Source organism: Rhodococcus sp. A14 (assembly GCF_011603105.1).
In the GTDB taxonomy this organism is placed as follows: domain Bacteria; phylum Actinomycetota; class Actinomycetes; order Mycobacteriales; family Mycobacteriaceae; genus Rhodococcus_F; species Rhodococcus_F opacus.
This window is the reverse complement of sequence record NZ_JAAOQS010000011.1, coordinates 104,295-128,676: the sequence shown is the minus strand read 5'-3', so window position 1 is coordinate 128,676 and position 24,382 is coordinate 104,295. Positions and strand designations below refer to the sequence as shown.

At 68.3% G+C, this 24,382-nt stretch carries 28 protein-coding genes; 5 read left to right on the top strand and 23 right to left on the bottom strand.

The genetic code is table 11. The annotated features are described in order from the left end of the window. Nucleotides 1-51 precede the first annotated feature (51 nt). The 4 genes from hemL to hppD form a co-directional block, all read right to left on the bottom strand. Nucleotides 52-1,377 carry a glutamate-1-semialdehyde 2,1-aminomutase gene (gene hemL, locus G9373_RS09280; protein WP_005566496.1) on the bottom strand — a complete coding sequence of 442 codons (1,326 nt, stop codon included), beginning with the start codon at nt 1,375-1,377 and terminating at the stop codon, nt 52-54. Nucleotides 1,378-1,438: 61 nt separating this feature from the next. Then, nucleotides 1,439-1,951, bottom strand: coding sequence for a VOC family protein (locus G9373_RS09275; RefSeq protein ID WP_133984990.1), 513 nt, complete (start codon nt 1,949-1,951; stop codon nt 1,439-1,441). Beyond that, nucleotides 1,948-2,712 carry an SDR family oxidoreductase gene (locus G9373_RS09270; RefSeq protein WP_133984992.1) on the bottom strand — a complete coding sequence of 255 codons (765 nt, stop codon included), beginning with the start codon at nt 2,710-2,712 and terminating at the stop codon, nt 1,948-1,950. The genes G9373_RS09275 and G9373_RS09270 overlap by 4 nt, the downstream gene beginning before the upstream one ends. 33 nt (nt 2,713-2,745) lie before the next feature. Next, nucleotides 2,746-3,954 (bottom strand): 4-hydroxyphenylpyruvate dioxygenase, encoded by a 1,209-nt coding sequence (gene hppD / locus G9373_RS09265; RefSeq protein ID WP_054247691.1) that lies wholly within the window; start codon nt 3,952-3,954, stop codon nt 2,746-2,748. A gap of 115 nt (nt 3,955-4,069) precedes the next feature. On the opposite strand from hppD, the gene G9373_RS09260 reads away from it, so the two are divergent. Further along, complete coding sequence (locus G9373_RS09260) at nt 4,070-4,585, top strand: Lrp/AsnC ligand binding domain-containing protein (protein WP_007300753.1); 516 nt, start codon at nt 4,070-4,072, stop codon at nt 4,583-4,585. Here G9373_RS09260 and G9373_RS09255 read toward each other — a convergent pair. Further along, nucleotides 4,545-5,003 (bottom strand): MarR family transcriptional regulator, encoded by a 459-nt coding sequence (locus G9373_RS09255; RefSeq protein WP_206031912.1) that lies wholly within the window; start codon nt 5,001-5,003, stop codon nt 4,545-4,547. The genes G9373_RS09260 and G9373_RS09255 overlap by 41 nt on opposite strands. A gap of 76 nt (nt 5,004-5,079) precedes the next feature. Here G9373_RS09255 and G9373_RS09250 point away from each other — a divergent pair, with 76 nt between their 5' ends. Both G9373_RS09250 and G9373_RS09245 read left to right on the top strand, forming a co-directional pair. Then, nucleotides 5,080-5,934, top strand: a complete 855-nt coding sequence (locus G9373_RS09250; protein WP_133984996.1) for an alpha/beta hydrolase — start codon at nt 5,080-5,082, stop codon at nt 5,932-5,934. Beyond that, entirely contained in the window at nt 5,931-6,434 is a 504-nt protein-coding gene (locus G9373_RS09245) for a DUF427 domain-containing protein (RefSeq protein ID WP_005566486.1), read from the top strand. Before G9373_RS09250 ends, G9373_RS09245 begins: the two co-directional genes overlap by 4 nt. Nucleotides 6,435-6,452: 18 nt before the next feature. Here G9373_RS09245 and G9373_RS09240 read toward each other — a convergent pair whose 3' ends face one another. Next, nucleotides 6,453-6,911 carry a DUF3099 domain-containing protein gene (locus G9373_RS09240; protein ID WP_206031904.1) on the bottom strand — a complete coding sequence of 153 codons (459 nt, stop codon included), beginning with the start codon at nt 6,909-6,911 and terminating at the stop codon, nt 6,453-6,455. A 33-nt stretch (nt 6,912-6,944) separates the two neighbouring features. On the opposite strand from G9373_RS09240, the gene G9373_RS09235 reads away from it, so the two are divergent. Further along, nucleotides 6,945-8,891, top strand: a complete 1,947-nt coding sequence (locus G9373_RS09235) for an acyl-CoA dehydrogenase (RefSeq protein WP_005566484.1) — start codon at nt 6,945-6,947, stop codon at nt 8,889-8,891. Here the strand turns inward: G9373_RS09235 and G9373_RS09230 are convergent. The 9 genes from G9373_RS09230 to G9373_RS09190 all read right to left on the bottom strand — a co-directional run bounded on the left by G9373_RS09230 (nt 8,823) and on the right by G9373_RS09190 (nt 16,874). Continuing rightward, a complete protein-coding gene (locus tag G9373_RS09230; RefSeq protein WP_005258361.1) occupies nt 8,823-9,158 on the bottom strand; it encodes a hypothetical protein in 336 nt (111 codons plus the stop codon). The genes G9373_RS09235 and G9373_RS09230 overlap by 69 nt on opposite strands. Beyond that, the gene (locus G9373_RS09225) at nt 9,155-9,637 is read right to left on the bottom strand and encodes a hypothetical protein (RefSeq protein WP_054247687.1); all 483 of its coding nucleotides are present in this window, start codon (nt 9,635-9,637) and stop codon (nt 9,155-9,157) included. Before G9373_RS09225 ends, G9373_RS09230 begins: the two co-directional genes overlap by 4 nt. 255 nt (nt 9,638-9,892) lie before the next feature. Beyond that, nucleotides 9,893-10,498 carry a hypothetical protein gene (locus tag G9373_RS09220; protein ID WP_039952859.1) on the bottom strand — a complete coding sequence of 202 codons (606 nt, stop codon included), beginning with the start codon at nt 10,496-10,498 and terminating at the stop codon, nt 9,893-9,895. A 28-nt stretch (nt 10,499-10,526) separates the two neighbouring features. Continuing rightward, nucleotides 10,527-11,501 (bottom strand): porphobilinogen synthase, encoded by a 975-nt coding sequence (gene hemB, locus G9373_RS09215; protein ID WP_005566480.1) that lies wholly within the window; start codon nt 11,499-11,501, stop codon nt 10,527-10,529. Between the two features lie 78 nt (nt 11,502-11,579). Further along, nucleotides 11,580-13,145, bottom strand: a complete 1,566-nt coding sequence (locus G9373_RS09210) for a bifunctional uroporphyrinogen-III C-methyltransferase/uroporphyrinogen-III synthase (RefSeq protein ID WP_005566479.1) — start codon at nt 13,143-13,145, stop codon at nt 11,580-11,582. Nucleotides 13,146-13,220: 75 nt separating this feature from the next. Then, on the bottom strand, nt 13,221-14,186 hold the full coding sequence (hemC, locus tag G9373_RS09205) for a hydroxymethylbilane synthase (protein WP_005258378.1): 966 nt from the start codon (nt 14,184-14,186) through the stop codon (nt 13,221-13,223). After that, nucleotides 14,183-15,622 carry a glutamyl-tRNA reductase gene (locus G9373_RS09200; protein WP_037204261.1) on the bottom strand — a complete coding sequence of 480 codons (1,440 nt, stop codon included), beginning with the start codon at nt 15,620-15,622 and terminating at the stop codon, nt 14,183-14,185. The genes hemC and G9373_RS09200 overlap by 4 nt, the downstream gene beginning before the upstream one ends. Then, a complete protein-coding gene (locus tag G9373_RS09195) occupies nt 15,619-16,473 on the bottom strand; it encodes a redox-sensing transcriptional repressor Rex (protein ID WP_007300746.1) in 855 nt (284 codons plus the stop codon). The genes G9373_RS09200 and G9373_RS09195 overlap by 4 nt, the downstream gene beginning before the upstream one ends. A 140-nt stretch (nt 16,474-16,613) precedes the next feature. Next, the gene (locus G9373_RS09190) at nt 16,614-16,874 is read right to left on the bottom strand and encodes a glutaredoxin family protein (protein WP_005560387.1); all 261 of its coding nucleotides are present in this window, start codon (nt 16,872-16,874) and stop codon (nt 16,614-16,616) included. Between the two features lie 179 nt (nt 16,875-17,053). Between G9373_RS09190 and G9373_RS09185 the strand changes: the two genes are divergently transcribed. Then, nucleotides 17,054-18,040: an HAD-IB family hydrolase gene (locus G9373_RS09185; protein WP_005258382.1), complete on the top strand. Its 987-nt coding sequence runs from the start codon at nt 17,054-17,056 to the stop codon at nt 18,038-18,040. A 17-nt stretch (nt 18,041-18,057) separates the two neighbouring features. On the opposite strand, the gene G9373_RS09180 is transcribed toward G9373_RS09185, so the two are convergent. The 8 genes from G9373_RS09180 to G9373_RS09145 all read right to left on the bottom strand — a co-directional run bounded on the left by G9373_RS09180 (nt 18,058) and on the right by G9373_RS09145 (nt 24,375). After that, nucleotides 18,058-19,077 carry a lysophospholipid acyltransferase family protein gene (locus G9373_RS09180; RefSeq protein WP_005251979.1) on the bottom strand — a complete coding sequence of 340 codons (1,020 nt, stop codon included), beginning with the start codon at nt 19,075-19,077 and terminating at the stop codon, nt 18,058-18,060. Further along, nucleotides 19,074-20,117: an NAD-dependent epimerase/dehydratase family protein gene (locus G9373_RS09175; RefSeq protein WP_005258383.1), complete on the bottom strand. Its 1,044-nt coding sequence runs from the start codon at nt 20,115-20,117 to the stop codon at nt 19,074-19,076. The genes G9373_RS09180 and G9373_RS09175 overlap by 4 nt, the downstream gene beginning before the upstream one ends. Before the next feature lie 197 nt (nt 20,118-20,314). Next, the gene (locus G9373_RS09170; protein WP_003402602.1) at nt 20,315-20,416 is read right to left on the bottom strand and encodes an AURKAIP1/COX24 domain-containing protein; all 102 of its coding nucleotides are present in this window, start codon (nt 20,414-20,416) and stop codon (nt 20,315-20,317) included. Nucleotides 20,417-20,636: 220 nt separating this feature from the next. Then, nucleotides 20,637-20,873, bottom strand: a complete 237-nt coding sequence (locus G9373_RS09165; protein ID WP_005258384.1) for a helix-turn-helix domain-containing protein — start codon at nt 20,871-20,873, stop codon at nt 20,637-20,639. Nucleotides 20,874-20,998: 125 nt separating this feature from the next. Then, nucleotides 20,999-21,814, bottom strand: coding sequence for a pyrroline-5-carboxylate reductase (proC, locus tag G9373_RS09160; protein WP_005251971.1), 816 nt, complete (start codon nt 21,812-21,814; stop codon nt 20,999-21,001). A gap of 36 nt (nt 21,815-21,850) precedes the next feature. Then, entirely contained in the window at nt 21,851-22,693 is an 843-nt protein-coding gene (locus G9373_RS09155) for a thioesterase family protein (RefSeq protein ID WP_133984998.1), read from the bottom strand. Further along, nucleotides 22,690-23,325, bottom strand: a complete 636-nt coding sequence (locus G9373_RS09150; RefSeq protein WP_133985000.1) for a MerR family transcriptional regulator — start codon at nt 23,323-23,325, stop codon at nt 22,690-22,692. Before G9373_RS09150 ends, G9373_RS09155 begins: the two co-directional genes overlap by 4 nt. A 108-nt stretch (nt 23,326-23,433) precedes the next feature. Continuing rightward, nucleotides 23,434-24,375, bottom strand: coding sequence for a sugar phosphate isomerase/epimerase (locus G9373_RS09145; protein WP_051055313.1), 942 nt, complete (start codon nt 24,373-24,375; stop codon nt 23,434-23,436). Nucleotides 24,376-24,382: the final 7 nt, after the last annotated feature.

Below are 24,382 nucleotides of genomic sequence, written 5' to 3'. Positions count from 1 at the left end.
GGCGGGTGGGTGTCGGCGGCAAGGCTGCCGGCTGCGAGGGGGGAGGACACGTCAGGGCTGGACGGCCGCGGCGGCGGCCTTCGCGGCGTGCGGCAGGGCGTCGGCGATGATCGAGAATGCTCTGTCGTCCATGGCGGCGGAGACGAACCACGCCTCGAACGCGCTCGGCGGCGGGTACACACCGCGTGAGAGCAGCCCGTGGAAGAACGCCGGGAAGCGCCAGGTCTGGGCGGCCTTGGCCTCGGCGTAGTTCGTCACCGGGTCCTCGCTGAAGAACACGCTGAGCATCGTCCCAGCGGTCTGCACCCGGTGCGGCACGCTCTCTGCGGTCAGCGCGTCGGACAGCAGGGTCCGCAGGGTGGCACTGTTGCGCTCGAGTGCGTCGTACACGCCCTGGTCGGCGGCGCGCAGGCTGGCGAGCCCGGCGGCGACGGCGACGGGGTTCCCGGACAGGGTGCCTGCCTGGTAGACGGGTCCGGCCGGGGCGAGATGCGCCATGACGTCGGCGCGGCCACCGAATGCGGCGGCGGGCAGACCACCGCTCATCACCTTGCCGAACGTGTACAGGTCACCGGCGACGCCGTCGAGTCCGTACCAGCCGGCGGAGCTGACGCGGAATCCGGTCATCACCTCGTCCATGATGAGCAGCGCGCCGTTGTCGCTGGTCAGCTTCCGCAGGCCCTCGTTGAATCCGGGCTGCGGCGCCACTGCGCCCATGTTGCCGGCGGCGGCCTCGGTGATGACGCACGCGATCGCGCCCTCGTTCGCGGCGAAGGCCTGGGCGACGGCGTCGAGGTCGTTGTAGGGAACGACGATGGTGTCCTCGGCCTGCGCGCCCGTCACGCCGGGCGATGTCGGAAGGCCGAACGTGGCGAGCCCCGAACCGGCGTCGGCCAGCAGGGCGTCGACGTGTCCGTGGTAGCAGCCGGAGAACTTGAGGACCTTGGTTCGGCCCGTGAAACCGCGGGCGAGGCGGACGGCGCTCATGGTGGCTTCGGTGCCGGAGTTGACCAGGCGCACCTTCTCCACCGGCGCGACCCGGCCGACGATCTCCTCGGCCAGTTCGATCTCGCCCTCGGTGGGTGCGCCGAACGACAGGCCGGTGGCGGCCGCTTTCTGCACTGCCTCGACGACGGCGGGGTGCGCGTGCCCGAGGATCATCGGTCCCCACGAGCAGATGAGGTCGACGTAGTCGTTGCCGTCGACGTCGGTGAGCGTGTAACCGGACGCTTCCCTGATGAACCGGGGGGTGCCGCCGACCGAGTGGAAGGCCCGCACCGGGGAGTTGACGCCGCCGGGAATGACCAGATCAGCCCTCTCGAAGAGCTGGGCGGAGCGGGATGCGTGCACGTCGGGGTCACCGGAGGAAACAGTCACGGCCTCCAGTGTCCCAGTTCTGTCGAATTTGCCAACGACAGGGTGTAGTGGGTGGCCAGGATCACTCTGCCCGATCCGTCGCGCCGGGCGATTCCGGGACGAGCGAGGCGAACATCGCCCGCATCTCCTCGGACAGCTTCATCAGTTCCACGTAACCGCCGAGCGGGCCGCCCTCGAGGTACGCGAACTCCATCCCGACGCCCTCGAACCGGCCGCGCTGCACCACCGGCAGTCCCCGGCGTCCGGCTTCGGCGAGGGTGGCCTCGAAGTCTTCGGGAACCCAGGCCACGTGATGGACGCCGGGACCGCTGGTCTCCAGCTGTTCCGCGTACAGGTTGCGTCCCGACACCGGCTGGATCAGTTCGAGCTGCTGCCCGCCGGCGTATCCGAGCGACACGTGGACCACGTAGTCGGCGGGCTGCCCGCAGTACGTGCACTGCTCGGGTCCGAAGTGCACGTCCGGGAGCCGCAGCCATCGCGCGACGCCCAGCTGTTCGGTGAAGTACCGCTCCGCCGACTCGATGTCGTCGACGACCCAGCAGATCTGGAAGATCGGGCCTTCGACGAGACTCATGCCATCTTCCCGTTGTCCACCGAGTACACGGCTCCGTGGATGGCGGAGGCGTCGTCGGATGCGAGGAAGGCCACCGTCTTCGCCACGTCCTCGGGTTCCATCAGCCCTCTCGGGGAGGCAGACTTCATGACGAGCTCGAAATCGACACCGTCGGGGAACGCGAAGTTCGTGACCTGCGGCGTCATCATCCCGCCCGGGCAGACGGCGTTGATCCGCAGCGGTGTGCCGGTGAATTCGAGTGCCATCGCGCGGGTGAGGCCCACCAGTCCGTGCTTGGCCGCGCAGTAGCCGGCCGAGTACGCCTGCCCCTGCAGTCCGGCGACGGATGCGACGTTGACGATGTTGCCTCCGCGTTCGAGCAGATGCGGCAACGCTGCCCGCGACAGGTAGAACGGCCCGTTCAGGTTCACGGCGAGATCGCGCGCCCAGTCCTCGTCCGTGACGTCCGCGGTGTGCCGGAGGGTGTGCGAACCGGCGACGTTGATCAGGACGTCGAGACCGCCGAGCCCGTCGACGCAGGCCGCCACGGCCCCGCTGCACGCTTCCGGCGACGCCACGTCCGCCGGCGCACAGTGCCCCGCGGCCTCCGGTCCGGCGATCTCGATCATGGCCTGCCGCAGCGCATCCCCGTCCCGCGCGACCCCGAACACGCGGGCGCCCCGGTCGGTGAGGAGCCGGGCCACGGCGTGCCCGAGCCCCGAGGACGCCCCAGTGACGAGAGCGACCTTCCCTGCGAACGTTCCCCGATCCGTGTCCTCCATCAGTCGATGATGCACTGCGTGCCGATCGGAGGTTCACAGATTGCCGCGGGCCGCCTGCTCACGCTCGATGGATTCGAACAGGGCCTGGAAGTTGCCCGCCCCGAACCCGAGCGAACCGTGCCGTTCGATCAGCTCGAAGAAGATGGTCGGCCGGTCGCCGAGCGGTGTGGTGAAGATCTGCAGGAGGTATCCGTCCTCGTCGCGGTCGACGAGGATTCCGCGCTTCTGCAGTTCCTCCACCGGCACCCGCACCGTGCCGATCCGGGCACGCAGCTGCGGGTCCTCGTAATACGCGTCGGGTGTCTTCAGGAATTCGACGCCCTCGGCGCGCAGCGCGTCCACTGTCGCGAGGATGTCTCCGGTCGCGAGGGCCAGATGCTGGCAGCCCGGCCCACCGTAGAAGTCGAGATATTCGTCGATCTGCGACTTCTTCTTTCCCACCGCAGGTTCGTTGAGCGGGAACTTCACCCGGTGATTGCCGTTCGCCACGACCTTCGACATCAGCGCTGAATACTCCGTGGCGATGTCGTCGCCGACGAATTCGGCCATGTTGGTGAACCCCATGACCCGGTTGTAGAACCGTACCCAGTGATCCATCCGGCCCATTTCGACGTTGCCGACGGCGTGGTCGAGCGCCTGGAACAACCGCTCGGGCTTACCCGGTCGCGCCGCGAAACCGCTGGAGCGCGCGACGAATCCAGGCAGATACGGGCCGTCGTACCGGCTGCGGTCGACGATGGTGTGCCGGGTGCTGCCATACGTGGCGATCGCCGCGAGCCGCACGGTACCGAACTGATCCGTGACGTCGCGCGGGTCCTCGAGAATGGTGGCGCCCTGCGAGCGTGCGTGCGCGATGCAGCGGTCGACGTCGAGAACTTCCATGGCCAGGTCCACCACGCCGTCGCCGTGGGCCCGGTGATGGTCCGCGAGCGGGCACTTCGGATCGACGGCGCCGTGCAGCACGAACCGTGCCGACCCGGACTCGAGGACGAACGACTTGTGCGAGCGCTGACCGGTCTCCGGCCCGGCGTAGGCGACGAGGGTCATGCCCCAGGTGGAGACGAAGTACTGCATGCTCTGCGTCGCGTTGCCGCACGCGAATACCACGGCATCCATCGCGACCACGGGAAACGGATCTGACGCGTCGTCGTGTTCGACGAGCCCGACCAACTGCCGGAGCTCGTCGGTCTCCAAATGTGCGGCCACCTCGCGGGGCGTCAGGCGAATGTCGGAGATAGTCATATCCCACTGTGATCCAGCACACATCACTGCGCAACGGCGCCTCTTGACGCTGCTCAATCTGTACAGGATGCTGGATGAAAATACGGTTGGACCCTACATATTGACCAGGGACGCCATGAGCATCGATCGACTCGACGCGGCACTGCTCGACCTGCTCCACGCCGAGCCGAAGGTCGGGGTGCTCGAGGCGTCGAGACGCCTGGGAGTGGCGCGCGGCACCGTCCAGGCGCGACTCGACCGGCTCGAACGCACCGGCGTGATCACCAGTTCGGCACCGACCCTCGACCCGGAGGCCTTGGGGTTTCCGGTGGTCGCGTTCGCCACCCTCGAGATCGCCCAGGGCAACGGGCACGCCGCGGTCGTCGAGCACCTGACCGCCATCCCCGAAGTGCTCGAGGCGCACACGATCACCGGGGCCGGCGACGTCCTGGTCCGCGTGGTGGCGCGTACCCACGCGGACCTGCAGCGGGTGATCAACTCGATCGTCGACGGGCACAACGTATTACGCTCGTCGACCGTCATCGCGACACAAACCCAGATCGCCCTGCGCCACGACCAACTCGTCCGCGCCGCGGCCCCGCCGCCAACCGTCAGCGGTCCTCGGGACTCAACTCGTCCAGCAGGGAACTGAGCACGGAGCAGGCGTCGTCGAACCGGTCGTGGCCGACGATGCCGCCCCAATGGTGCTCGATCTCGGCGACCCGCACCGCGGCGTCCTGCAGCGCCTGCCGTCCCCGCGCGGTCGGGACGACCAGTTTCGCCCGCCGGTCCCGCGTGTCCGGAATCCGCTCGACGTACCCGAGGTCCTCGAGATCGTTGATCAGTTCGGACGCGGCGGACAGACTCAGTTCGGCACGGGAGGCGATCTCCGTCAACCGCCGGCCCTCCCAGCCGATGTTGCCGAAGATCTGTAGATGCGGCGGGCGGATGTCGCCGTAACCGCGTTCCGCCATGGGCTCGCTCAACTCCCGGCGGAACTCGTGCAGCAAACGAACCAGCAGCTGCCCCACCGCCGGCCGATCGGACGGCAGACCTCTTGACCGTTCCATGACACAGGAGAATACTACGGTTACCGAAGTTTCGGTTTCCGAAGCAATACTCGACATCACGCACCTGGGGCATCCCATGGACACACAATCGATCACCCGAACCGTCCCGACGAGCGTCGGGAACCTCGCCGTCCACGTCACCGGCAGCGGGCCGCCGACCGTGCTGTGGCACAGCCTTTTCGTCGACTCGACGACGTGGGCGCCCCTGCGCAGCCATCTGGTCGCGCACCGGCAGTTGATCTCGATCGACGGACCCGGCCACGGGGCCAGCACAGCCGTACAGCGGCGGTTCACGATGGACGAGTGCGCTACGGCGGCAATCGCCGTCCTCGACGCGCTCGACGTCACCGAGCCCGCCGACTGGGTGGGCAACGCCTGGGGTGGACACGTCGGACTCGTCGCGGCCGCCGACACTCCCGACCGGTGCCGCACCGTGGTCACCATCGGGACACCGACCCAGGCCCTCAGCCGCAGGGAACGCGCCAGGATCGTGCCGATGGTGTGGGCCTACCGCATCGCCGGACCGATTCCACCGCTCACCACCGCGGTGATGAACGTCCTTCTCGGCAAGGAGCTTTCACGAACGCACCCGCAACAATTCCGGGCCGTCTCCCGCAGCTTCCGGCAGGCTCCGCGACGCGGCATGCACCAGGCGATGCAGTCGATCATGCTGCACCGCAAAGGCCTCGACCCTCTCCTCCCCCGGATCGGGGCGCCGACGCTGATGGTCGTCCCCCGCGCAGACACGATGATCTCCCTCGAGCAGGCACGGGCCGCCGCGGCGACGATGCCGCACGCCGCGGCCACCACGGTGGACGGCGCCGGCCACATCACACCCCTGATCGCCGACCCGGCCGCACTCGCCGACCTGATCACCGCCTTCTGGCGCGACCCCGTGGGATACCTCGCGATGATCAGCACCTCGGCATGACGAGCGGCCACCCGATCCCGGACCCCGTCGGTCCGGGACAGGAATCGGTGTGGGACTACCCGCGGCCACCCGTGGTCCAGCCGAGCGGCGAGTTGGTGGAGGTGCGGTTCGGCGGGCAACTCGTCGCACGCACGCGCAACCCGCTGCGTCTGCTCGAGACGAGCCACCCGCCGACGTACTACCTGCCGCGCACGTGTTTCGCCGAGGGGGTCTTGCATCCGGTTGCCGGGAGCACGGTGTGCGAGTGGAAGGGGCGGGCGGATTATTTCGACGTCGTCGCGGGCGGACACGTCGCCGAGCGTGCGGCGTGGCACTATCCCCGGCCGGTCGCCGGGTACGAATCTCTCGTCGGGCACGTTGCGGTCATGCCGGGATCGATGGACGGCTGTTTCGTCGACGGCGAGCGGGTTCGGCCCCAGACGGGGGGCTTCTACGGCGGGTGGATCACCGATCGGGTGGTGGGCCCGTTCAAGGGTGTGCCCGGGAGTCGCTTCTGGTGATCGTCCTGGTCAGACGCTTCACCCGCTACCGTGGGACTCGTCCTTCTCCCACGGCGGCAGGTCGTCGACGATCAGGGCAACGATCCACGGCAAGGGAAGGGACGCACCGATGATCGCCACAGCCACCCACGGGTTGCCGGACAGGCCGTAGACCACCGCCGACAGCACGAACGCGAGGATCCTCAACGACGACACGATCACGTACTTGCGCACCCGGACCCGATGCTGTTGCTCGAGTGACACCGATGCCGTGGTGATGCTGACCGGGTGGCGGGCGGTGCCACTCGGCGCGGAGGTCCACCGGAAGGTCGGACCCGTGACGGCGGACCGTAGTGCGCGGGAAAAGTTCACCACACCGGGATACCCCGGACAGTGCAGAGCGCAACACCCATCGCCGGTGCCACGGTCGGCCGGAAGAACGGGATCGCAGATGCGTAGAGCCGCGGCCACGATCCCCATCCGTTCCTCGACCGACATCACGCGCCTCGGAGCGACGGCTACTGTCGAGTCATGGCCACCACAGCTGACCACCTGAGAAGCACACTCGACGGACGCTGGCGGGAGGTACGCGAGCGTGTCAGGGCGGAACTGTCCGGCTCCCCCGACTTCGCACCGCACTACACCCCCGACCTCGACGAGGCCCGCGCCAAGACGCTGGCGCAGTTGCGTCTGCTGGCGAGCAACGGCTACGCCGCCGACGGATTCGCGAAAGACCACGGCGGCACCGGTGACGCCGGAGCCGCAGTCACGAGCATCGAGATGCTCGCGATGTCGGACCTGTCCCTGATGGTCAAGGCCGGCGTGCAGTGGGGACTGTTCGGCGGCGCGATCGAGAACCTCGGCACCGCGCGCCACCACGAGGCGTACGTGAAGCGTCTCGTCGCCCTGGATCTGCTGGGGTGTTTCGCGATGACCGAGACGGGTCACGGCAGCGACGTACAGGCGCTCGAGACCACTGCCACGTACGACGCGGACGCGGGCGAATTCGTCATCCACTCCCCCACGCCGTCCTCACGCAAGGACTACATCGGCGGGGCGGCGCAGCACGCGACGATGGCGGCCGTGTTCGCGCAGTTGATCACGGGCGGCGAGTCGCAGGGCGTGCACTGCTTCGTGGTACCGATCCGGGACGAGGACGGCAACGACCTCCCCGGCGTCCACACGTCGGACTGTGGCTACAAGGGTGGGCTTCCCGGTGTCGACAACGGCCGAATCACGTTCGACCAGGTCAGAATTCCGCGCGAGAACCTACTCAACAAGTACGCGGACGTGGAACCCGACGGCACGTACACCTCGCCGATCGACAACGCGAACCGCCGATTCTTCACGATGGTGGGCACTCTCGTGCGGGGACGGGTCACGGTGGGCGGGTCCGCCGGCGCCGCCGCCCGCGTCGCATTGTCGATCGCCACCCGATATGCGTTGCAGCGCAGGCAGTTCAATGCGCCGCAGGCCGAGGACGAGGTGCTGCTCATGGACTACCTCGTCCACCAGCGCAGGCTGTTCCCGCTGATCGCACGCTCCTACGCGCTCCAGTTCGCCCAGAACGAGCTCGTCGCCAAGATGCACGAGATCCAGAGCAGTGCCGACGCCGACCCCCAGGAACAGCGTGAGCTCGAGGGCCGCGCCGCCGGGCTCAAGGTCGCGAACACCTGGCACGCCACCCGTGCGATCCAGGAAGCCCGTGAAGCGTGTGGCGGCGCCGGGTACATGGCCGAGAACCGTCTCACGGCGCTCAAGGCGGACACGGATGTGTTCACGACGTTCGAGGGCGACAACCACGTCCTGACGCAGCTGGTGGCCAAGGAACTGCTCACGTCCTACGCGGACGAGGTGCGCGGCATGAGCCCCGTCGAATGGATGCGCTTCGCGGCCACCACGGTCTCCGACGTCGTCAAGAAGCGCACCGCCGCGCAGCAGATCATCCAGACGATCCTCGACACGAGGCAGGACAACGAGGAGGACGGCAGCCTCTTCAACCGCGGCACCCAGCTGACGATGTTCGAGGACCGCGAGCAGTACCTGCTCTCGACCGCCGCCCGTCGCCTCCAGGGTGCGCAGAAGCGCGAGGAGAACCCGTTCGACGCCTTCAATTTCGTGCAGGATCACGTGCTGCACGCCGCGCAGGCGCACATCGACCGGGTCGTGCTCGAGGCGTTCGTCGCCGGCATCGACGAATGCGAGGACGACGACGCCCGCGACCTGCTGAGCGATGTCTGCGACCTCTACGCGCTGAGCGTGATCGAGGAGGACAAGGCGTGGTTCATGGAGCACCGGCAGCTGTCGGTGGAGCGGTCGAAGGCGGTGCAGCGGGGAATCAACGAACGTTGCCGGTCGCTGCGGCCGCACGCGCAGACGTTGATCGAGGGACTCGGGGTTCCCGAGGCGCTACTCGGCTCCGCGATGCTCGACGGTCCCGGGACCGACACCGTCCGCAAGACCCAGATCTTCCGGTGACGAGGACGGCTCGGCGGGTTCGCCCGCCGGGCCGGACCGGAACCGGCGTACCGAGTCGATCACCAGCAACCCCGCGACCGTCAGCAGTCCGGCGGCGACGGCGATCCACGACCCCGAATACTCGGTTCCCTCGAAGGAGGGTGCACCCGGCGCCACGGGACCGAACTCCGAGGTGACCTGGGCGTGGTTCCAACACCACACCGCGGCGACGACACCGGCTACGGCGCCGATCCACTCCGCTGCCACCACCACGGTCCGGCGGTTCATTCCGCCGACCCGCCCGCCGACTTCGCGAGCAGCGATTCGAGCTGCGCGCGCAGTGCTACGTCGTCTTTGGCCCACGCCTGCACCAGGGCACCGTCCCGCAGTCGCAGCCCGATGCCCGTCCGCCGGCGGGGAACCGCGGACAGCTCTCCCAGACTCCGGGCGGTTTCCCACGGCTGCTGCTCGTACGACTCCGGGTCGGCCGGGGGCATGATCTTCACGATCTCGGTGATCGGCAGGTCTTCGGTGCCCTGCCGCAGCGACGAGGTCGTGAGTTCGACGCTGGCATGCCTGCGCGCGGCCACCACCTGCACGTAGACGAAACCGCTGAGCAGCACCGCGAACAGCGGCAGCGCGAACCAGTGCACCACCGGGCCGGTGAGCAGTTCGATGATCAATGCGATCAGGCAGAACACCGGACCGAACGCCACCATCCGCCAGCGGGCGCCGGGCTCACTGAACAAGACGGCTGGTTCGCTCACACGCTCATCCTGCGACATCGTGGCCCGCGAGGAAAACGTGAGGCACGTCAGGAGAGGGCGCCCGGGATCACGACGAGCAACAGGGTCAGCAGTACGAAGGCCACGATGAGGGCGAACATCAGTGCTTCCTTGCGAGACCCGTGTGCTCGATCGTCAGCGCGCATGGAGAAAAGTCCTTCGGTCGAAATGAAGTCTGCGGTCTGCCCTTGTGACGTACTTCACGGTACATCTTTATATTTCACGAGCAAATCGAAGCTACTCGGCGGAGGGGGGCAACCTCAGGAAGTAGCTGTTGGAATCCTTGCGGTGCATCAGCACGACGGCGCCGACGGCCACCACGGCCTGGAGAATCTGCACGCCGCCCAGAGCGAGCGCGGTGCCGCTCCCGTCGGATCCGATGCCGAAGAGCACCGGGACGGTCCACACCACCATCATCACGCACGCGATGGTGAGCAGCATCCGGGCCCAGTTCCGGCCCTTACGCATGAAACGCACGAACAGGAGGAACAGCCCGGTGAGGATCAGGATGAGGACGACCGTGAATCCGATACCCACGTAGAACAGCGACTCCACGCTGTCGCGGCTCATATCGACCTCGCCGGAGGTAACGCTGGGGTTGTTCATCAGTTCGTCGACGAACGTCGACTTCTCCCCCACCACCAGAACCATCGCGGCCAGCGCCTGGATCAGACCGAGCCCGGCCACCGCCCACAGCAGCTGCGCCGCGGTGCCCACGTCGACCGGTGCCGGACGTTCCGGCTTCGGCTGCGGCACCGGCGGGGGGTACGGCAAATTGTGCGGAGACGGGCCCTGCTGGTGCGGTGCCTGGTGCGGCGGTGTCGGTGGCCACTGCTGGGTCATGGCACTACCGTATCCGCCGACGAAACGATCACAACCAGCCGGCCGCTTCGGTCGCCCAGTACGTCAGCACGACGTCCGCGCCTGCGCGGCGGATACTGGTCAGCGATTCGAGGATCGCGGCGTCCCGGTCGATCCAGCCGTTCTGTGCGGCGGCCGTGATCATGGAGTACTCGCCCGAGATCTGATACGCCGCAACGGGGACGGGCGAACGGTCCGCCGTCTCGCGCAGGACGTCCAGGTAGGACATCGCCGGCTTCACCATCACCATGTCGGCACCCTCGTCGATGTCGAGGTCGACCTCGCGCAGCGATTCCCGGCGATTGGCCGAATCCTGTTGGTAGGTGCGGCGATCACCCTGCAACGACGAACCGACGGCCTCACGGAACGGGCCGTAGAACGCCGATGCGTACTTCGCCGAGTACGCGAGTTGACCGACGTCGGCGTAGCCCGCGTCGTCGAGTGCCTTGCGGATGGCGGCGACCTGGCCGTCCATCATTCCGCTCGGACCGAGCAGATGCGCGCCGGCCTCGGCCTGCGCGACCGCCATGTCGACGTACCGCTGCAGTGTGAGGTCGTTGTCCACCGCACCGCTCGCGTCGAGAACACCGCAGTGACCGTGGTCGGTGAACTCGTCCAGGCAGGTGTCCGCCATGACCACCGTCGCATCGCCGACTTCGTCTGCGAGCCAGCGCAATCCGCGGTTCAGGATGCCGTCCGGATCGGATGCACCGGAACCCTCGGCGTCCTTGTCGTCGGGACGCGGCACCCCGAAGAGCATGAGTCCACCGAGTCCCGCCTCGACCGCCTCCCTCGCCGCCCGCCGCAGCGAGTCGGGTGTGTGCTGGAAGACACCGGGCATCGACGAGATCTCACGAGGCTCGTCGATACCGTCCGCGACGAACATCGGCAACACGAGATGCCGTGGCTCGAGCGAAGTCTCGGCGACGAGACGACGCAGGGCCGGTGTCCGGCGAAGCCGTCGCGGTCGGTGGGTCGGGAACAAGGACATGCCCTCCTTCGTCGGGCCCGTGCGCCTTTTTGGTAGTGGGAACAACCAAAAAGGCGCACAGGCGCGTAGCGCCTATCGCCGAGCGCGGGACTTCTTGCGCGGCGGGGGCAGTGCGCCCTCGGCACGCAGGCGCGCGGCGTGCTCGGCGAGAGCCTCCACCAGCGGGCCGACCTGAGCGGTCTCCGGCTGCACGTCCACGCGCAGGCCGAACTCGATGGCCGTCTCGGCGGTCTTCGGACCGATGCAGGCAACGAGGGTGCGCGCGTGCGGCTTTCCGGCGATGCCGACGAGGTTGCGCACCGTCGAGGACGAGGTGAAGCAGACGGCGTCGAACCCACCGGTCTTGATCATCTCGCGGGTCTCGGCCGGCGGCGGCGCAGCCCGGACGGTGCGGTAGGCGGTGACGTCGTCGATTTCCCAGCCTCGTTCGCGCAGGCCCTCGGCCAGCGTCTCGGTGGCGATGTCGGCGCGGGGCAGCAGAACCCGGTTGACCGGGTCGAACACGTCGTCGTACGGGGCGAATTCGGCCAGCAGGCCTTCGCTCGACTGCTCGCCGGAGGGCACGAGTTCGGGGTTGATTCCGAACGAGCGCACCTTGGCGGCCGTGGCCTCACCGATGCAGGCGATCTTGACGCCGGAGAACGCGCGGGCGTCGAGCCCGAACTCCTCGAACTTCTCCCACACCGCACGCACCGCGTTGGTGGACGTGAAGACCACCCACTGGTACCGGCCGTCGACGAGGCCCTTCACGGACCGTTCCATCTGCGCCGGGCTGCGGGGCGGCTCGACGGCGATGGTGGGCACCTCGATCGGAATGGCGCCGTGCGTGACGAGGCGGTCGCTCATTTCGCCTGCCTGATCCTTGGTGCGCGGCACCAGGACCTTCCAGCCGTACAGTGCGCGCGACTCCCACCAGGACATCTTGTTGCGCTGGGCGACGACCTTGCCGACCGTCACGACCAGCGAACCGACCAGTTCGGAACCGGCCTCGTTCAGCGTCGCGAGGGTTGCCTCCACGGTGCGCTGCTGGCGGGTGGTGCCGCGGACCGTGATGGCGGCCGGGGTCTGCGGAGCCAGGCCGTGCTCGACGAGGGCGCTCGCCGTCTCGGCGAGATGACCCGACGTGGCATGCAGGACCAGCGGTCCGGGTGCGGCGGCCAGGGCAGCCCAGTCGACCTCGCCGCGGACGTCGGCCTCGGTGTGTCCCGACCCCAGTGCCATACCGGCGTAGGACGGGACGGCGGACGCGGACGGCAGGCCCGGCAGGACCTCGAACTGCACCTGGGTGCGGGCGACGGCGGTGACCTCGGCGATCACGGAGTCGGTGGTCAGCGGGTCGCCGGACACCAGCCGCACGACGTCGTGGCCGTTCTTCGCCTCGTGGACGAGGGTCTTCGCGACCTCCGCCGGCTCACCCAGTGCGGGACGGACCTCCGCGAGCGGCTCACCGGTCTCGGCGTCGACGCCCAGGTCGGTGCCCACCAGGACCGTGACGCCCTTGTCGACGTCGGGGTCGGTGAAGGCGAGGGTCGCTGCGGCAAGGACGTCCCGTGCGTGCACGGTGAGCAGTGCCGGATCGCCCGGTCCGGATCCCACGAACAGGATTCGTCCGGGGGTGTTCTTACGGACTCGGCTCATCGGTAATTCTCCAGTGCGATCATGTGTCGAGATGGGTACAGGAAGCGGATCGGCCGATCAGTCGGCCTTCGCACATCAAACATCGGCATCACCGGCCTCGGTGACATTCATCAGCTCCCGCGCACCGAGCTCGAGAAGCTCACGCGCGACGGAGCGGCCGAGTTCTTCGGCGTTCTCCGGGGAGCCCACGGCCCCCGTGCGTATGACGTCGGAACCGTCGATGGCTGCGGCGCAGCCCCGGACGGACAGTTCGTCGAAGATGTGGCCGTCGTCGTCGAGTGATTCGACGACCTCGGCGATGGCGCCGACGGGCGCGGTGCAGCCGGCCTCGAGCTCGGCGAGCAGTGCGCGTTCCGCCGTGACGGCGGCGCGGCTGTTCGGGTCGTCGAGCTCCGACAGGATCGCGACGAGCGCTGTGTTCGCCGACAGGCATTCGACGGCGAGCGCGCCCTGCGCGGGTGCGGGCAGCATCTGGACCGGTTCGATGGACTCGGTGATCAGGTCCAGTCGTCCGATCCGCGCCAGGCCCGCTCGGGCGAGGACGACGGCGTCGAGTTCGCCGGACTCGACCTTGCCGAGGCGCCGCTGCAGGTTGCCGCGCAGCGGGCGGATGTCGAGGCCGAGGCCCAGCGCCCGGAGCTGCGACGTGCGCCGCGGTGCGGACGTGCCGACCTTCGAACCGGCGGGCAGTTCACCGAGTACCAGTCCGTCGCGGGCCACGAGTGCGTCGCGGGGATCCTCGCGCGGCGGGATGGCGGCAATGGTGAACCGTTCGTCGGGGGCGGTCGGCAGGTCCTTGTAGGAGTGGACGGCCACGTCGACGCGTCCGTCGGCGAGCGCTTCCCGGAGTTCGGCGGTGAAGACGCCGACTCCGATCTTCTCCACCGATTCCATGGACTGGTCGCCCTTGGTCTTGATGATGACGAGCTCGGCGTCGTGCCCGGCCGAGATCAGTGCGTCACGCACGGTTCCGGCCTGGGTGGTCGCGAGCTCACTCCCACGGGTTCCGATCCGCAGCGTACGGGTGCCGACGGCGCTCATGCCTGCGATTCCTTCCCATGGTTGTCGTCTGTGACGAAGCGGCGCAGGCGCGGGTCCTGGCCGGCGATGAAGCCATCCGTGATGTCGATGGCGCTCAGGTCGGTGGCGCCGCCGAGGTCGGTGGGCTTGGCGACGGCCTCGACGGACCCGGGGCTGAGTTCGAACAGCTCACGCAGGGCGGCGGCGTAGGAGTCGCCACCGGGTGCGGAGGCGAGCTGCTTCACCCTGACCGTGGGAGCGTGGAGGAGTTTGTCGACCACTCGCCGCACGGTGCGTGCGACCTCGTCGCGCTCGGGGTCGTCGAGTCCGGGCAGACGCGAATCCAGTCGCATCAGCTCCGCCTCGACCACGTCCGCGGCGCGCTGGCGCAGGGCGGTGACGGTCGGCGTGACCTCCGCCAGCCGCTGGCCGGCGAGGTAGTTGGCGAGTTCGGCAGCGACGATCGTCCGGGCGGCGTCGGCGTCGGATGCGGCGGCGCCTGCGGCGGGATCGCGCTGCAGCGATTCCATGTCGAGGACGGTGACCCCGGGCAGGCCCGACACGGCGGGCTCCACGTCGCGAGGCAGTCCGAGGTCGCAGATGACGAGGGGGCGTTCGGCGTCGCGGCCGGGCTGTGCCAGCGCCCGGTGGGTGTCCGCGAGCGTGACGACGGCACCGACCGCGCCGGTACAGGTCACGAGGACGTCCGCCTGGGCCATCGCGGCCGGGAGTTCACTCAGCTCGAGGGCATCCGCCTCCACACCGTTGGACCGGGCGGTGTCGGCGAGGTGCTCCGCACGCTCCTTGGTGCGATTCACGACGACGATGCGGCCGATCCCGGCACGCGTGAGGTGCGCGACCGACAGGCCACCCATGGATCCGGCGCCGACCACGACGGCGGTGCGTCCGGCCAGTCCGCCGTCGCCGACGATGCCGGCAGCCCGGTCGAGGGCCACGGACACGACGGACGCGCCCGCCGAGTCGATGCCCGTCTCCGAGTGCACCCGCTTGCCGACGCGCAGCGCCTGCTGCGCGAGTTCGTGCAGCGTGCGGCCCGCGGCCTGCTGGGCGTCGGACGACGCGTAGGCGGTCCTGATCTGCCCCAGGATCTGCTGCTCGCCGATCACCATCGAGTCGAGGCCGCTGGCCACGGCGAACAGGTGCTCCGCCGCAGCCTCGCTGTAGCGGACGTACGCGTGCCGGTGCAGATCGGTGAGATCCAGTCCGGAGTGGTCGGCAAGCAATTCGCCGACCTCGGACAGCGCACCGTGGAACGCATCGACGACGGCGTAGATCTCCACCCGGTTGCAGGTGGAGACGATCATCGCCTCCGAGATGTGCGACGACGCCAGAAGCTTGTCCGTCAGCTTCGGGCGATCGGTGTCGGTGACAGCTACCCGCTCGAGAACCGGCACCGGGGCCGTCCTGTGCGAGACCCCGACAAGCAGAACACTCACGGCGCGATCACTGATCCGTTTCTTGGTGCGGTGGACGGGACAGCCGAATGTCCGATGCGGACGCGGGGAGCGGTGGGGACCGATTCCGTGTTGCGTGCGCTGTTGAACGAGAGGACCTGCATTTCGACCGCGAGGTCGACGCGGCGCATCTCGACGTGATCGGGGACGTCGAGCGAAGTCGGGGAGAAGCTGAGGATGCAGCGCAGTCCGGCGCGCACCAGACGGTCGGCGACTTCCTGCGCCGCCTCGTCGGGCGTCGAGATGACACCGATGGTGGCCTCGAGTTCGGCGCAGGCCTGTTCGAGTTCGTCGACGTGCCGCACGGTGAGGTCGCCCACCGGCGCACCGACCCGCGCCGGGTCGCTGTCGAACAGTCCGACCATGGAGAACCCGCGACGGCCGAAGCCGCCGTAGCCGGCGAGCGCCTGGCCGAGGTTTCCGACGCCGACGAGCACCACCTTGTGTCCGCGGTCCAGGCCGAGTGCTCGCTCGATGCGGGCCCGCAGGCGCGTCACGTCGTAGCCGACGCCGCGCACACCGTTCGGCCCCAGGAAGGAAAGGTCCTTGCGGAGCTTCGCGGAACCGACACCGGAAGCGGCGGCGAGTTCTTCGCTCGAGACGATGATCGTGCCGCGTTCCGTCAGCACTCCGAGGACCCGCAGGTACGTCGCGAGGCGCGTCACCGTAGCCTGGGGGATGTCCCGCGATTCGGGGAGCGGAGCCGCGCCGGCGACCGAGGGGGCCGGAGACCCGACCACAGACTGCCCGACCGCCCCCGTGACGCCAGGGGCCACAGACCCATGCGTCTGGTGCGTTTCGGTCACGTCGTTGGCTCCTCGTCCGACCGGCATTCGATGCCGTTCTTCACGATGCTCCGGGGAATTGTTCACACCACGGTAACTGCTTGTGAACCCATGCACAAAGTCGCTGCGACTGCGCGACATGCGGTCCTACCTGCACGGCATCGGAAGATCCCCCTTTTAGGGTTCCCTTACTTGCGTAAATCCGAGCGAAGGCGCTCTTCGTCGACCTCCCAGTAACTGTGCTCACGTCCGTCGAGCAATACCACCGGCAATCGGTCGCCGAATTCGGCCCGCAATTCGGGGTCCGTGGCCGCCGCCTCGTCGACGTCTATGCACGTCAGTTCCAGCCCGAACTCCTCGCACACCACCAGCAGCCGCTCGCGGGCCGGCGCGCACGCACCGCACCCCGCCCTCGTGAGAAGCGTCACCTCGTGTCCGTTCGTGCTCATGCCTCGCCACTTCCTTTCGACGCGTCCGGTGGAGTCACTGTGCCGTTTCGGGGTCCACAGACGCCAATCAACTCGGAGATGAACGTCACACAGTCCCCCCTGCACGGCCATCCACCCGCCCCGTCCCCGATTCGGGGGATAGGCTGCTCCCAGAGGCTTCTGCGATACGGGAGGTGCGAGTGCCTGCGCGATCACTACCGAACGGCACGGGTTTCGGTTCAGGTCTGGCGGGGATCATCCTCCCGGGCCGACGCCAGTTCAGGAATCCGCTGGGACCCAGCGAAGCCGAGGTACGTGCCAACGTCGCAGGTGAGGCGAGTGCCGATGCGGCCCTCGCACTTCACGTCGCGTCCGGCGAGGATACCGAGGTGGTGGAACACGACGTTCCCCTCGACCTCACGGCGGCCGCGTTCTTCGACGTCGACAACACGATGGTCCAGGGCGCCTCGATCATCCACTTCGCCCGCGGACTCGCGGCCCGCAAGTACCTGAAGACGTCCGACCTCGTCGACTTCGCGTGGAAGCAGATCAAGTTCCGCATCACCGGCAAGGAGAGCAGCGACGACGTCGCCTCCGGCCGGGAGAAGGCCCTCTCCTTCGTCTCCGGACGGTCGACGGCCGAGCTCGCCCGGCTCGGTGAGGAGATCTACGACGAGGTGATCGCCGACAAGATCTGGCCCGGCACCCGGGCACTGGCGCAGATGCACCTCGACGCCGGTCAGCAGGTGTGGCTCGTCACCGCGACCCCGGTGGAGCTGGCCCAGGTCATCGCGAAACGCCTCGGCCTCACTGGTGCCCTCGGCACGGTGGCCGAGAGCGAGGACGGGATGTTCACGGGGCGTCTGGTCGGCGACATCCTGCACGGCCTCGGCAAGGCGCACGCCGTGCGCGCCCTGGCCGTCCGCGAGGGGCTCAACCTCAAGCGCTGCACCGCGTACTCGGACAGTCACAACGACGTACCGATGCTGTCGCTCGTCGGCACGGCCGTCGCGATCAACCCCGACACCGATCTGCGCGAGCTCGCCAAGAACCGGGGCTGGGAGATCCGCGACTTCCGGACCGGACGCAAGGCCGCCAAGATCGGCGTCCCCACGGCGCTGCTCCTCGGCGCTGCCGGCGGCGCACTCGCCGCGATCGTCGCGCGCCGCCGCGAACAGGCGGCCTGAGCCGCCGGTTCAACGATTCAGCCGAGGAACACGTTGCGGCGCTTCGCGAGGAGCCGGTAGAGCGTCTGCTGGATGGTCTCCCGGACGTGGTCGGTGACCTCGAACAGTTCCATCGGATCGTCGGCCGCCGCCGCGTCGTAGGTGTCGGTGACGATCGGCTTGCCGAACTCGATGTACCACTTCGACGGCAGCGGAACGAGGCCGAGCGGTCCGAAGTGCGGGAACAGCGGGGTCACCGGGAAGTACGGCATCCCCAGCAGCCGGGCGAGCGTCCCCAGTTCGCCGATCTTCGGGTAGATCTCCTCGGACCCGACGATCGAGCACGGAATGATGGGCGCACCGGTCCGCATGGCGGCGGACACGAAACCGCCGCGGCCGAACCGCTGCAGCTTGTAGCGTTCGCTGAACGGTTTGCCGATGCCCTTGAAACCTTCGGGGAACACGGCCGCGACCTCCCCGTCCTGCAGGAGGCGCACGGCGTCCGGGTGGCACGCGAGGGTGTGCCCGGCCTTGCGGGCGACACCGCCGACCAGCGGCATCTCGAAGGCCAGATCGGCGGCCAGCATCCGCAGCGGGCGATGCGCGGGGTGATGGTCGTGGACGGCAACGGACGTCATCAGACCGTCGATGGGCAGGACACCGGCATGGTTGGCGACCACCAGCGCGCCACCGGTCGACGGGATGTTCTCCAGACCGCTGACCTCGACGCGGAACCACTTGTCGAACAGCGGCCGCAGGATCGGGAGCCACACGTTCTCGGCGAAGTGCGGGTCGTAGCCGAAGTCGTCGACGTGATAGTCACCCGACAGCCGGCGGCGCACGAACTCGGCGGTGTTGACGATCTGCTCGGCCAGGGCGTTGCGGACGGCGTCGACGGCCGAAGACTCGGTGACGGGCTCGGGTGGGGTGATCACGGCGGGTGGAGGCATCGCGGACGGATGTCGGCTCTCGCTCTGCTCACGCCTCGATCGTCCGATAGCGGCCCCGCGCGCGGCTGTCGCACCGTGCAACGGAATGACCTTCGCCACTTCGTTCACCTCTCCCCTTTCGCCGTGCCGGTAAGAGCGAGTAGTGCGTTTTCTGCTGCGTCGACCCATTCGTTCTTGATGATCGGCTTGACGCCTGCCGCGCGAGCGAAGTCGTCGAGCGCCTGCATCGAGGTCCACCGTGGCTCGAAGGATAGTTCGCTTCGCATGCGGGTGGTGTCGAGTCCGCAACCGAAGTGGAAGTACTCGAGTTGCTCGGTGGTGTACGACCGCATCACCGGACCCATCAGCGCACGTCCGACGTTGCGGAACAACCCGAACGGCATCGGGACCTCGATCCGCCCGGCGCGACGGATGGCCTGGGACATCATGACCACGCCGTCGCCGGCGACGTTGAACGTGCCCGCCGGACCCGACACCGTGGCCCGTTCCAGTGCGGCGAGCGCGTCCTCCTCGTGCAGCACCTGCAGGCGTGCGTCGCGTCCGAGAATGGTCGGCACCACCGGTGAGGTGAGGTACTGCGCGACGGTCGCGTTGAGGCGGGGCCCGACCAGCGGTGCGAGGCGGAGAATCGACACGGCGATGTCGGGGCGCCTGCGCCCCATTCCGCGCAGATATCCTTCGATCTCGATGCAGTCCCGTGCGTAGGCGCCCGCGGGACGCCGCCGGGCACTCATCTCCTCGGTGAACTTGGCCGGGTCCTTGGCGCTGCAGCCGTACACCACGGAGGCCGAGCGCAGCACGACCTTCCGGACCGTCGGCGCCTTCTGGCAGACGGCGAACAACTGCATCGCGCCGATGACGTTCATGTCCTTCATGGCCGCGCGACTGCCCGACTTCGGCGGGCGCGCCAGCGTCGACGCGTGCACGACAGTGTCGACCTCGGCGTTGCGAATGACCTTGCCGATCAAGGGATTCCGGATGTCGGCGCGCACGAACTCGGCGCGGCCCATGCGGCGCAGCATGTCCTTGCTCGGCGACACCGCGTCCACCGCGATGACCCGCTCGATGTCCGGATTCTGAGCGAGCCGGGTGACCAGGTACCCACCCAGAAACCTGCTTGCCCCGGTGACCAGCACGACGCGCGGCACCGCCGTTCGCGTAGTACAGTCTCCGTCACTCACAACCACTAGGACCCCCGATCACGTAGCGAGTGACGTCAACGATACGTGCAGGAGGGGGATGGCGCTCAGCACAACGACAATTGGTCGGCCGCCCAATACGCGGAGGGGTCGGCGAAACGACGGATGCCCGCCACCGGAGGTGACGGGCATCCAGACGCAACTCTTTACTTACCGAGTTTCCTGCGCTGCACTCGGGTGCGGCGAAGCAGCTTGCGGTGCTTCTTCTTCGACATGCGCTTGCGTCGCTTCTTGATCACTGAACCCATAGCGGGTGTCCCTCACGTTCTTCTCTAGCGTTCCTGCGCACGCCGGTCACGTACGCCTGCGCCGCTCTGGCGCCTGGGCCTCGTTTTAACTAGCTCAGCGCCTTACGACACCAGCTGGCTGGTACGACAGTCGCTAATCGTACCGGTGCGGGTCCTCTCCCTGAAAACTAGGTCGCACCGCTACCGGCGAAACCGAGGTGACCCTCTTCGTGCCGATCGGTCAACCGGCGTCGAAGTACGAGGTTTCGAGGTAGTCGTGCACTGCTTTCGCATGCACTCTGAACGAGCGGCCCACACGGACGGCGGGCAGTTCGCCGCTGTGCACCAACCGATACACAGTCATCTTGGACACTCTCATCAGCGTCGCTACCTCGGCGACGGTGAGAAATTGCGTTCCGGCCAGTGCCGGTTGTCCGTCCGGGGCCGAGCCCTTGGACGGCTTTTTTGCAGACGTCATCAACCACTTACCTCCGGCACGTCTCGCGCCGCCGGCTTCCCCTCCGGCGGAACAGACACGCACGTGCTACTTCGAGCTTAGCGGGACGGATGGGGTTACTGCGACGGGTGTGGGCAATCGAATATTCATTCGGTTGACGTGCCGAGTTCGGCGGAACGAATTTTCGCGGCTTCGAGAGCGTCGAAAAAAGCTGTTCGGAGCCCGTTTCCTTCCAGCCGGCGGATCGCCGCCGCGGTGGTTCCGCCGGGCGAAGTCACGGCGGCACGAAGTTCGGTTGCGCTCTCCCCCGACCTGTCGAGCATGGCTGCGGAGCCGACCATGGTCTGCACGACCAGTTCGGATGCGGTCGCCCGGGTCAGTCCGAGCCCGACGCCCGCGTCGATCATGGCCTCGGCGACCAGGAAGAAATAGGCCGGACCGGAGCCGGAGACGGCGGTGACGGCATCGATCTGCGATTCGGGGACGACGACGACCTTGCCGACCGACGACAGGACGCCGCGCACCAGTTCGAGGTGCTCCTTCTTCACGTGCCTGCCGGGTGCGAGCACGCTGACGCCCTCACCGACCAGCATGGGCGTGTTGGGCATGACCCGGACCACCGGGAACCCGGCGGGCAGTCTCGTCTCGTAGAAGGCGGTGGGGATACCGGCGGCGAGCGACACGAGCAGCTGCTCGCGCTCGCCGTCGAGTTCCACCTTGGACACCTCGGTGAGCGCGGCCTCGACGTCGCCCGGCTTGACGGCCATCACGATGACGTCGGCGCCTTCGGCGGCGTCGGAGGGGGTGGTGACGCGCACCGAGTACGCCGCGGCCAGCTCGTCGGCGCGCGCCGGATGCTGCTCGGCCACCACCAGATCCTTGACGGCGTGACCTGCCTGCAGAAGCCCCGAGATGAGGGCCTCGCCGATCTTGCCGCCTCCGATTACCGCAATTCTCGTCATGCCGAACAGCCTGCCACGACGCTCTACGGCGCCTTCCTAGCGGGGGATCATCGCCAATTGCCGGCTCTGCACGACGATCGCCCCGGTGGAGTCGAGGACGGTGTGGTCCTCCTCGAACCACGCGCCGCCGAGCACCGTGCTGCTGGCCATCACGCGCAGCCATCCCGGTGCCGGCTGCCTGCGCAGGTAGGTGGTCAGCTGCACCGTGGGCGCCCAGCCGAACATGCCGCGGTTCATCGTCACGGGGGCGCTGATGTCTCCGGTCATGATTGCGAACAGGGCCGCCGTGTCGGGATCGTCCTCGTCGCCCGCGCGCGGTCGCACCCACATGCGCACCTCGGGTTCGCCCTGGTTGCCGGTCAGGAAGTGCGCTGACGTCCCGTCGACCCGCATGTCGCAGCCCTGCGACACGTGGACGATCTGCCCCATCGGATGGTCGGCCGTGAGGACGACGGCATCGGCGGGCGGTTCCACCGGGAGCTGGGACAGGGCGTGGTCGCCGTTGTACTGCGGCTCCCCTACGTCGGGGACACCGAGCGTGACCGACGCGTGCACGGCCACGCGGTCGCCTTGCGTCAGCTCCACGTCGACGAACGACACCTGCTTGCCCTGCTTGCGCAGCGTCGTCGACAGTGTCACCTCGCCGGGATCGGGAGCGGACAGGTAGTTGGCACCGACCGCGAGGGGCTGCACCCGGGACAGCTCGGCGTCGCCGTTCTCGTCGAGCAGTCGCCTGCGGGCCGCGGCCGCGCAGAGCGACATCATCGAACCGCCGTGCACCTTGGGGCCGATCGTCCAGATCGGGTCGATCGACGCCTGATAGGTCCCGTCACCGGCAGCGGTGAGGACGTTGAGGTCGCGGAAGGGAGTTGAGCTCACTGCTGATCCTGTTCTTCGGGGTTGCGGAGACGCTTCTGCGCGACGTCCTGGTGTGCGAGGCGGCGCATCGCGGCGATCACCGGCTCGTAGATCGCCGTGCCGAGCACCGCGTAGCGGATCGCGTCCTCGGCCGGTTCGGTGGGCATGAGTCCGATGTCGATCTCGGCGATTCCGCGCACGTGCCGCCCGTAGGCCTCGAGCCGCTCCTCGGTCATCGGGATGCCTGCTTCTTCGAGCCCCTCGAGCGCGCGTTCGAGCTGGCCGACCGCGACGTACCGCGGGTCGTACACCTGCCCGAGCCTGTCGAGGACGGCGCGTGCCCGCGGGAACTCGTCCGTGTCGTCGTCGGAGGCGTCGAGGTAGGGCGGGAGTTGCGCGATGGCCTCGCCGAGCACCTCGAACAGCGAGCCGTGGGGATGGTCGACGAGCCGGAGGATCTCCCGGATGCGCGGAATCGGGAGTCCGGCTCCGGCCAGCGCCTTGACGAGGCCCAGCCGCTCGACGTGCTTCTCGCCGTACCGGGCCTGGGTGGCGCTCGTCGCCTCGCCCGGCATCAGCAGACCTTCGCGCAGGTAGTACTTCACCGTCGCGAGCGGAACGCCGGTACGGGCGACCAACTCGGAAACGCGCACGGCCCCTCCTTCGGCTCGTCGACTCTCGACCTCGGATACCCCAGCACTAGATACTAAAACTATCCAATATGGCGACGAGCTTACCGCAGCAGGGACGCGGCAGATATCTCAGGTGTCGTCGTGATCGCCACCGGAGTGGCTGCGCGACGACCCCGAGGCGGCGCGACCCGGTTCGAGGTGCTCCCGGGCGAACGCCAGCGCCTGCGCGAGCATCGAGGACCGTTCCCGCTGCGTCCGGGCGTTCTGCGTGTTGATCTCGATCACCGCCTGCCCGTCGAATCCGGTGTCGACGAGATGACGGCACAACTGCGCGCACGGCTGGGCGCCGTGGCCGGGGATCAGGTGCTCGTCCATCGACGCGCCCCGACCGTCGGCGAGGTGAAGATGCGCGAGGCCCTCCCCCATACGCTCCGCCAGCTTCATCGCGTCCATTCCGGCCGTGGCCGTGTGGGACAGATCCAGGGTGTAGTGGGCGTGTCCCGAATCGGTGGGGTCGTAGGACGGGCTGAACGCCGACAGCGCCGCACCCGGTCCGCCCCGCTTCCGGAGCCGCTGCGCGGACCTCTCCTTGCTGCCGAAGAAACCGTCCGCCCGCATCGGGAACATGTTCTCCACCGCGACGACCACATCGCTGCGCTGTTCCAGTTCGGCCACCTGATCGGCGAATCCCTCGGCGTACCGGCGCTGCCAGCGGAACGGGGGGTGCACCACGACACTCGTCGCCCCGAGCGACTCGGCGGTGCGGACGGAACGCTCCAGCTTCGCGACCGGGTCGGCACCCCACACCCGCTGCGAGATGAGCAGGCACGGCGCGTGGATCGCCTGGACCGGAATCGCGTACCTGCGCACCAGCCCGGCAACGGCCCCGATGTCCTGGCTGACCGATTCGGCCCACACCATCAGTTCGACGCCGTCGTATCCCAGATCGGCCGCATACCGGAACGCAGCCTCCGTGTTCTCCGGGTACACCGAGGCCGTCGACAGGCCCACCAGTACCTTCCGCCCGCGCGGTGACGGTCGAACCTGCCCGTGCCCACTGTCCCCGACCATGAGCAAC

Coding starts and splice junctions, on each gene's coding strand:
- G9373_RS09235 (WP_005566484.1), top strand. CDS start 6,945: ATGGCCACCACAGCTGACCACCTGAGAAGCACACTCGACGGACGCTGG.
- G9373_RS09220 (WP_039952859.1), bottom strand. CDS start 10,498: ATGACCCAGCAGTGGCCACCGACACCGCCGCACCAGGCACCGCACCAG.
- G9373_RS09260 (WP_007300753.1), top strand. CDS start 4,070: ATGAGCATCGATCGACTCGACGCGGCACTGCTCGACCTGCTCCACGCC.
- G9373_RS09250 (WP_133984996.1), top strand. CDS start 5,080: ATGGACACACAATCGATCACCCGAACCGTCCCGACGAGCGTCGGGAAC.
- hppD (WP_054247691.1), bottom strand. CDS start 3,954: ATGACTATCTCCGACATTCGCCTGACGCCCCGCGAGGTGGCCGCACAT.
- G9373_RS09195 (WP_007300746.1), bottom strand. CDS start 16,473: ATGCCGGTCGGACGAGGAGCCAACGACGTGACCGAAACGCACCAGACG.
- G9373_RS09190 (WP_005560387.1), bottom strand. CDS start 16,874: ATGAGCACGAACGGACACGAGGTGACGCTTCTCACGAGGGCGGGGTGC.
- G9373_RS09145 (WP_051055313.1), bottom strand. CDS start 24,375: ATGGTCGGGGACAGTGGGCACGGGCAGGTTCGACCGTCACCGCGCGGG.
- G9373_RS09230 (WP_005258361.1), bottom strand. CDS start 9,158: ATGAACCGCCGGACCGTGGTGGTGGCAGCGGAGTGGATCGGCGCCGTA.
- G9373_RS09165 (WP_005258384.1), bottom strand. CDS start 20,873: ATGACGTCTGCAAAAAAGCCGTCCAAGGGCTCGGCCCCGGACGGACAA.
- G9373_RS09210 (WP_005566479.1), bottom strand. CDS start 13,145: ATGAGCCGAGTCCGTAAGAACACCCCCGGACGAATCCTGTTCGTGGGA.
- proC (WP_005251971.1), bottom strand. CDS start 21,814: ATGACGAGAATTGCGGTAATCGGAGGCGGCAAGATCGGCGAGGCCCTC.
- G9373_RS09170 (WP_003402602.1), bottom strand. CDS start 20,416: ATGGGTTCAGTGATCAAGAAGCGACGCAAGCGCATGTCGAAGAAGAAG.
- G9373_RS09245 (WP_005566486.1), top strand. CDS start 5,931: ATGACGAGCGGCCACCCGATCCCGGACCCCGTCGGTCCGGGACAGGAA.
- G9373_RS09275 (WP_133984990.1), bottom strand. CDS start 1,951: ATGAGTCTCGTCGAAGGCCCGATCTTCCAGATCTGCTGGGTCGTCGAC.
- G9373_RS09240 (WP_206031904.1), bottom strand. CDS start 6,911: ATGTCGGTCGAGGAACGGATGGGGATCGTGGCCGCGGCTCTACGCATC.
- hemC (WP_005258378.1), bottom strand. CDS start 14,186: ATGAGCGCCGTCGGCACCCGTACGCTGCGGATCGGAACCCGTGGGAGT.
- G9373_RS09255 (WP_206031912.1), bottom strand. CDS start 5,003: ATGGAACGGTCAAGAGGTCTGCCGTCCGATCGGCCGGCGGTGGGGCAG.
- G9373_RS09270 (WP_133984992.1), bottom strand. CDS start 2,712: ATGGAGGACACGGATCGGGGAACGTTCGCAGGGAAGGTCGCTCTCGTC.